Origin of the sequence: Gemmobacter caeruleus (assembly GCF_008271655.1) — a bacterium.
GTDB classification, from domain to species: domain Bacteria; phylum Pseudomonadota; class Alphaproteobacteria; order Rhodobacterales; family Rhodobacteraceae; genus Gemmobacter; species Gemmobacter caeruleus.
In genome coordinates this window covers 730,942-738,270 of the sequence record NZ_VKKX01000022.1, presented here as the reverse complement: position 1 = coordinate 738,270, position 7,329 = coordinate 730,942, and the positions used below count along the sequence as shown (strand labels likewise).

Below are 7,329 nucleotides of genomic sequence, written 5' to 3'. Positions count from 1 at the left end.
CAAAACCAGAAACATCCAATGCCAGCAGATATGCACCGTTATGTGTCCGACTTCGGTCCACAAGCCATTGAAAGACCAACCCATTTTGACGGTAGGACACATAAGAAAACGGGGCACAAAAGATCCATTATGTGGCGCGCCACATAATGGACCAGGATCAGCGCCGAGGCATTGATCTCCAGCGCGCGCTTCACCACCTCGCGCGGATAGACAGGCACGTGATCGACCGTGCCGCGCGCCTGCTCCTCATCGGCGATCAGCACATTCTTGCGGTCGAGGAACAGGATGCGGAACTGCTCTGTCTCGCGATGCGCCATGGCGGTGTGGCAGTAATCCAGCAACGCATCCCACGAGGACAGGACCGGCCGCTGCATCACCCGCGCCCGCGCCATGCGCTGCGCCGCCGCCTCAACGATCTTCAATTCCTGCACCACCGCCTCGCCCACGCCCTTGACCGCCATCAACCGGGGCACCGGGGCGGTGACGACCCGGTTGAAATCGCCAAAGGTTTCCAGCAGGAGCCGCGCCAATGGCTTCACATCCTGCCGGGGTATGGCGCGAAACAACACCAGCTCCAGCAATTCGTAATCGGGCATCGCCGCCGCGCCCCCCTCCATGAAGCGGCTGCGCAGGCGTTTGCGGTGATCGGCGATATAGGAGGGCAGACGCCCGACCAGCGCCGCGCCATCGGCCTCATCCGCGTCGCCGGGCGGGGCGAACAGCGGCAGCGGGGCTTCGGCAAAGGCGGGCGGGCGATGTCTCATGCCCCCAGCCTGAAGCGCAATGGTTAAGATGCGCTTAACCGCGGCCTTTCATCTGTTCCAAAATATCCTCGGGGGTGAATGCCCGCAGGGCAGAGGGGGCAGACAGCCCCCTGCGGCCTCACCGCAGCGTTTCGGCCGGGCTGTTGAGGAATGCCAGCGTCTCCTCCAGCACACCCTCGGCGATATCGCGGCCGATGATCACGATGCGCGACTTGCGGTCGCCCTTCGGGGCGCGGGCCAGCTTCACCGGCGGATCAAAGACATGCTGCACGCCATGGATGGCATAGGGCTCATTCTCGCCTTCCAGCCAGATCAGCGCCTTGAACCGCAGGATATCCGGGCCGCGCAGCTGGATCAGCGTGTCGATCCAGATATTGAACAGGCCCGGATGGATCGGATGGTCGATCACCGCCGAAACCGACCGGATCCGGTCGTCATGCTTTGCGGCCCAGGGCTGTGTCGCGGTGAAGGCCGCGCCGAACAGCCCGTGCTGCGAACCAAAGCTGGTCAGGGCGGGCAGCGGCTTGGGCACGGCGGCGGCATTGACCCAGGCCTCGGCCTGTTCGGCCTTGGCCAGCGTCTTCGGCACGCCCAGATCGAACAGCGCGCCGGCGGGCACGCGGCCCTTGTCGGCCACGATCTGCCGCGCGGTCGGGGCGATGCCACGCAGGCGGCGGGCGAAATCCTCCAGCGCGGCGGGGGTCACCAGATCGGCCTTGGTGATCACGATCAGGTCGGCCATGGCGACCTGCGCCACCGCCTCGAACCCCTTGTCCAGCGTGGCCGGCCCATGGGCGGCATCAGCCAGCGTCACCACGCCATCCATGCGATACCCGGCGGCCAGTGCCTCCTCCACCAGCAGCGTATGCAGGATCGGCCCGGGATCGGCCAGGCCCGAGGTCTCGATCACCACGCGGTCGAACCCGGTCTGCCCGGCCTTGCGCCGCGCCAGCAGATCGCTCAGCGCCCGGGTCAGGTCACCCCGCACCGCGCAGCACATGCAGCCCGATTCGAGCAGCACCATTTCCTCGGTGGTTTCCACGATCAGATCGTGATCCAGCCCGACATCCCCGAATTCGTTGATCAGCACCGCCGCGCGCCCCATGGCCGGATCGGCCAGCAGCGCGTTCAGAAGCGTGGTCTTGCCCGCCCCGAGATAGCCGGTGATCAGCGTGACGGGCAGGCGTTTGTCGGGTTTGGCGGGCATGTCGGCATCCTTGGTCTGGAAGCGCGACCCTAGCGTCACGACGCCGCGATTGCCAGCGGGGGCTTGACGCGGGCCGGCCGCCCATGCAGCAATCGCGGCGATGGTGCCCGGTATCAAGGCCGGGTGAAAAGGGAACGCGGTGCAAACCCGCGACTGCCCCCGCAACTGTAAGCGGCGAGCGCCCTCCAACCGCCACTGGCCCCCTCGGGCCGGGAAGGCGGAGGGCGCCCCGACCCGCAAGTCAGGAGACCTGCCATCGAAACCAGAAACCAGTCCCGGGCGGGGTGCCCCGGAAGGAGGAAAGATGACCAGCGTTCCGCGCGATTTTCGCGCATCCCGGGCCGTGAACCCGCCGGTTTCGGCGCAAATGGTGCTGCGGCTTTGCCTTGATTGTCCGCATCGCGGCGGGGCCTGCCTGCCGGGGCTGCGGCTGATGCAGAAACTGGCGCAGGCCGTGGGGGCCGCGCGCATGGGGCCAGAATTCGAAATGTCGGGCAACCTGCGCTCCGATGCCTGCGGGCGTGACTGCCAACTGGCCTGGCGGGTGGCTGAGAGCGGCGCCTGGGTCTTTGGCGATGTGGCCGAGGGCTGCGATCTGGAGGCGATGATGGCCCATGCGGCGGGGCAGGAGGGCGCCTTGCGCCCCGGTCAGGTGCCCGGCGCGGCGGCGGTGCTGGTCACGCGGGCCGGGCGGCTGAGCTGACGCTCAGCGCCCGGTCAGCCAGTTGCCCAGCCGCGCCAGGCGCGAGGTCTGCGTCAGCCCCAGATCCGCCTCGCGCCGGTCGGCGCCGTTCAGCAGCGCATACATCCCCCGCACCCCCAGCCAGCGCGCGGGTTCGGGTTCCCATTTTCGGGTCGGGCGGTTGACCCAGGGCAGGCGGGTCAGGCCGGTATCGCGGCGCAGCACCAGATCGGCCAGCGTGCGCCCGGCCAGGTTCGATGTCGAAACCCCGACCCCGACATAACCGCCGGCAAAGCCAAGCCCGGTGGCCGGGTCAAAGCCCAGCGTGGCGCACCAGTCGCGCGGCACGCCCAGCACGCCGCACCAGCCATGGTCGATCCGCACCCCGCGCGCGGCAGGAAAATGGCGGTGCAGGATGGCGGTCAGCCGGCGCAGCGTTTCCGGGTCCGGGGTGCCGCTCTCGTCGAGGCGCGAGGCAAAGCGATAGGGCACGCCGCGCCCGCCCACGGCGATGCGCCCCTCGCGCGTGCGCTGGCAATAGCAATAGGCATTGGCGAAATCCCCGAGGATTTCATGCCCGTCCCAGCCGATTTCGGCCCAGACCTTGGGTGGTAGCGGCTCGGTCACGATCTGCGCGGAATTGAGCGGCAGCCAGTCGCGGCGATGGCCGGGCAGGGTGGCGGTAAAACCCTCGGTCGCCCGCAGGATCACCGGCGCGCGCACCACGCCCTGTGCGGTTTCCACCCGGCCGGGGCCATAGCGCAAGACCTCGGTCCCCTCGACGATGCGGGCGCCGGCGCGTTCCACCGCGGCGGCCAGCCCGCGCACCAACTTGGCCGGCTGCACGCGCGCGACGCCCGTGACGATCATGCCGCCCAGCGTGCCGGGAATGGCCACGCGGGCGCGCGCCTCGGCGGCGGAGATCGCGCGGACGCGGCCTTCCTCGCCCCAACTGGTGCGATGCGACACCTCGTCATGCAGGCGGCCCAGTTGCGCGGGGGTGGTGGCCACCATCAATTCATCGGTGCGGCGGATATCGGCGTCGATCCCCTCGGCCTCGGCGACGGCGATCACCTCGTCCACCGTGCCGTTCATCGCGGCGACCATGGCACGCACGGCCTCGGCCCCGTGGCTGCGGGCATAGCGTTCCTGCGACCAGGCGAAGCCGCCGGTCAGCCAGCCGCCATTGCGCCCCGAGGCGCCAAAGCCCGCGAAATCCTTTTCGATGACCAGCACATTCAGCGACGGGTCGGCCTGCCGCAGATACCAGGCCGTCCAAAGCCCGGTATAGCCCGCCCCGATGATCGCCACATCGGCGGTCGTGTCGCCCGCCAGGGCCGCGCGGCGGTCGGGCAGGCCGATATCGGCATACCAGAACGACACGCCGCCCAGGGCGCGCGGGGTCATTGCCCCGGCTCGGTTTCGCGCAGGACGGCGGTGCTGACCTCGGTTGATTTCAACATGTCTTCCAGCGTCAGCGATTCGATGATCAGCAGGTAAGACCAGAACACTTCGGCAAAGACCTTGCGGATGCGGCAGGTCGCCTCGTCGCTGCAATCCTCGCAGCGTTGATAGGACCGCCGCGACAGGCAGGGCAGCGGCGCGATCGGCCCGTCGATCAGGCGCAGCAGTTCCGAAAGCGAGATGTCGCGCGGCGCCTGGACCAGCGTATAGCCCCCCGCCCGCCCCCGGGTGGAGGCGATGACGCCGGCATTGCGGATTTCCAGCAGGATATGTTCGAGAAACCGCTTTGGCGTGCCGGACCGCCGGGCGATTTCCTCGATGGTCAGCGCCTGGGGCACGGGCTGGGCGGCCTCATCGGCCAGGGCCAGCAGGGCCTTCAGCGCATATTTCATCTTCTGCGTGATCATAGTGATTCCGTAAGGGCAAAGCCGCGCGGAATCAATCGGATGCTGGGGCCGGGCAAAAGATTCAGATGCTCAGCGCGGCTTGCAGCGCCTCGCGGGTCAGCCCCTCTTTCGGATGCGACAGGTTCACCGCGCCGCGCTTGAGGACGTAGAAGTGATCGCCCAGGCCAAAGGCGAAATCGAAATACTGTTCGACCAGGATGATCGCCATGTCGCCCTTGGCCTTGAGATAGTCGATCACCCGGCCGATCTGCTGAATGATATTGGGCTGGATGCCCTCGGTCGGTTCGTCCAGCAACAGGACCTTGGGCCGCATGATCATCGCCCGCGCGATGGCAAGCTGCTGTTGCTGCCCGCCCGACAGATCGCCGCCGCGCCGGTGGCCCATGTCCTTCAGCACCGGGAACAGGTCATAGATCTCGTCCGGCACGCGATGTTCGGATTTCGGCAGCAGCGAAAAGCCGGTTTCCAGATTCTCGCGCACCGTCAGCAGCGGAAAGATCATCCGCCCCTGTGGCACCACCGCCAAGCCGCGCCGCGCCATTTGTTGCGCGGGCAGAACGGGCAGCGCCTCGCCATCCAGCGTGACCGTGCCGCCCGACCGCGGATGCGTGCCCGCCAGCGCCTTCAGGAGCGAGGTCTTGCCCACCCCATTGGTGCCCATGACACAGGTCACGACCCCGGCCCTTGCCTCCAGGTCGATGCCGTTCAGGATCTGGCTGCCGCCGTAATGCAGGGTCAGCCCTTCGGTTGTCAGCATGTTCAACGCCCCAGATAGACTTCGATGACTTGCGGGTTCTTGGTGACGTGGTCGAGGCTGCCCTCGGCCAGCACCGAACCTTCGTGCAGCACGGTGACCTTGCAGTTCAGCCGGCGAATGAACTCCATGTCATGTTCCACCACGACGACGGCGCGGGTCTTTGCCAGCTCGACCAGCAGCGCGGTGGTCTGTTCGCGTTCCAGAAAGCTCATCCCCGCGGCCGGCTCATCGACCAGCAGAAGGCGCGGCTCCTGTGCCAGCAGCATGGCGATTTCCAGCCATTGCTTCTGGCCATGCGACAGCTCGCCCGCCTTGCGCGCCAGATGATCCTGAAGCCCGACCTGTTCGGCCAGTGCGGCCACCTTGGCGCGATCCTGGCCGGTTTCGCGCCAGAACAGCACCCGCCACGGCGCGCGCTGGGCCTTGAGCGCGAGGATCAGGTTTTCGGATACGCTCTGATCCTCGAACACGGTGGGGCGCTGGAACTTGCGGCCCACACCGGCGCGGGCGATCTGCGCCTCGGACATCCTGAGCAGTGATCTGGGCACCTCGCCAAAGGTCACCGTGCCTTCGTCGGGGCGGGTCTTGCCGGTGACGATATCCATGAAGGTGGTCTTGCCGGCGCCGTTCGGGCCGATCACTGCGCGCAATTCCTGCGGGCCGATGGTGAAGGACAGGTTGTTGATGGCGCGGAACCCGTCAAAGGTGACGGACACGCCCGAAACCTCCAGCAGGGATGTGATGCGCGGGGGGGCGATCGTGGTCATGCGTCGGCCTCCTTTTCGCGCAGCGCGCCGTCATCGGGGCCAAGCTGGGCGCCATGGCGGCGCGGGCTGGGCAGCTTGTCGAACAGCCCGCCAATGCCGCGCGGCACGAACAGCGTGACCAGCACGAAGGCGAGGCCCAGTAGCACCGTCCACCAATCGACCCAGTGGATCGTGTAGAAACCAAGCGGGATCGACGGCGCCATGCCCCCGGTGAACCACGAGGACAGGAGCGACACGAAACCCGCCCCGATCACCGCGCCATAAAGCCGTCCCCGCCCGCCAATCGCCACCCAGACCGCCAGATAGATCGAGGCGATCGGGGCGAGCTCGGCCGGGTTGATGATGCCCGCCTGCGGGTAATAGAACGCCCCGGCAATGGCCGCGATCACGGCGGTCAGGGTAAAGACAAAGAGCTTGTAGCCCTCTACCGGGTAGCCGAGGAAGCGCAGGCGCTGTTCGTCATCGCGAATGCCGCGCAGCGCGCTGCCGAACTTGCCCGAGGTGACAAAGGCCGCCGCCACATAACCAAGCGCCAGCAGCGCCGCCGAGGCGAGGAAGAACCAGATCGACAGGCTGGATTGCGGCACCTCGCCCAGGCCCGGCAGGTTCTGCAACCCCGACAGGCCGTTATTACCGCGCAGCCCGCTGTCGTTCTGGAACAGGTAGAGCGCCAGCGCCAGCGTCATCGCCTGGGTCAGGATCGACAGGTAAACCCCGTTCACCCGCGCGCGAAAGGCCAGCCAGCCAAAGATCATCGCCAGCAGCGCCGGCACCAGGACGACCATCGGCAGTTGCAGCCAGGCGCTATGGGCAAAGGACCAGATCGCGGGCAGGTCGGACCCGCCGACCACGCCGAAGATCTGCGTGGCCACGCCCTGCGCCACCTCGTCCGGGGTCGGCGGGATCGGCGATCCGGCCAGCGCCTGCACCACGATTTCTTCGGTGCGGGCATACATCAGCCACATGCCGGTCATGTAGCCGCCAACCGCGAAAAACGCCATATGGCCCAGCGACAGGATGCCGGTATAGCCCCAGATCAGATCCATGGCGAGCGCGACCAGGCAGAGGCAGAGCGTCTTGCCCAGCACCTTGACGAAGGCCGTGGGGATCAGGCCGAGGCCCAGGCCCTCGGCCAGGACCGTGACCGTCAGGGTGAAGATCGCGAGGGCTGCGAGGAACCACAGGACCGAGGGATTGCGGGCCAGGAATGTGCGGGTCATTGCGGGGCCTCCGGCGTTGCGGCGGGGGTTTCACACCCCCGCACCCCCGTGGGATATTTTT

8 protein-coding genes and 1 riboswitch are annotated in these 7,329 nt (G+C 67.3%); of the genes, 1 reads left to right on the top strand and 7 read right to left on the bottom strand.

The window, feature by feature from the left end:
* Nucleotides 1–38 precede the first annotated feature (38 nt).
* Both FOA17_RS10530 and FOA17_RS10525 read right to left on the bottom strand, forming a co-directional pair.
* The gene (locus tag FOA17_RS10530; protein ID WP_149141413.1) at nucleotides 39–764 is read right to left on the bottom strand and encodes a JAB domain-containing protein; all 726 of its coding nucleotides are present in this window, start codon (nucleotides 762–764) and stop codon (nucleotides 39–41) included.
* Between the two features lie 118 nt (nucleotides 765–882).
* Complete coding sequence (locus FOA17_RS10525; protein WP_149141412.1) at nucleotides 883–1,971, bottom strand: CobW family GTP-binding protein; 1,089 nt, start codon at nucleotides 1,969–1,971, stop codon at nucleotides 883–885.
* An 84-nt stretch (nucleotides 1,972–2,055) separates the two neighbouring features.
* Nucleotides 2,056–2,243: riboswitch (cobalamin riboswitch) on the top strand.
* Nucleotides 2,244–2,275: 32 nt separating this feature from the next.
* On the opposite strand from FOA17_RS10525, the gene FOA17_RS10520 reads away from it, so the two are divergent.
* Nucleotides 2,276–2,674 (top strand): hypothetical protein, encoded by a 399-nt coding sequence (locus FOA17_RS10520; RefSeq protein ID WP_149141411.1) that lies wholly within the window; start codon nucleotides 2,276–2,278, stop codon nucleotides 2,672–2,674.
* Nucleotides 2,675–2,677: 3 nt separating this feature from the next.
* Here FOA17_RS10520 and FOA17_RS10515 read toward each other — a convergent pair whose 3' ends face one another.
* From FOA17_RS10515 to urtC, 5 genes are all read right to left on the bottom strand, one after another.
* Nucleotides 2,678–4,060 carry an NAD(P)/FAD-dependent oxidoreductase gene (locus FOA17_RS10515; protein WP_149141410.1) on the bottom strand — a complete coding sequence of 461 codons (1,383 nt, stop codon included), beginning with the start codon at nucleotides 4,058–4,060 and terminating at the stop codon, nucleotides 2,678–2,680.
* A complete protein-coding gene (locus FOA17_RS10510) occupies nucleotides 4,057–4,524 on the bottom strand; it encodes an RrF2 family transcriptional regulator (protein WP_149141409.1) in 468 nt (155 codons plus the stop codon). Before FOA17_RS10510 ends, FOA17_RS10515 begins: the two co-directional genes overlap by 4 nt.
* Nucleotides 4,525–4,585: 61 nt before the next feature.
* Entirely contained in the window at nucleotides 4,586–5,281 is a 696-nt protein-coding gene (urtE, locus tag FOA17_RS10505) for an urea ABC transporter ATP-binding subunit UrtE (protein ID WP_149141408.1), read from the bottom strand.
* A gap of 2 nt (nucleotides 5,282–5,283) precedes the next feature.
* Nucleotides 5,284–6,024 carry an urea ABC transporter ATP-binding protein UrtD gene (gene urtD, locus FOA17_RS10500; protein WP_149141463.1) on the bottom strand — a complete coding sequence of 247 codons (741 nt, stop codon included), beginning with the start codon at nucleotides 6,022–6,024 and terminating at the stop codon, nucleotides 5,284–5,286.
* 20 nt (nucleotides 6,025–6,044) lie between these two features.
* Nucleotides 6,045–7,268: an urea ABC transporter permease subunit UrtC gene (gene urtC / locus FOA17_RS10495; RefSeq protein ID WP_149141407.1), complete on the bottom strand. Its 1,224-nt coding sequence runs from the start codon at nucleotides 7,266–7,268 to the stop codon at nucleotides 6,045–6,047.
* Nucleotides 7,269–7,329 lie beyond the last annotated feature (61 nt).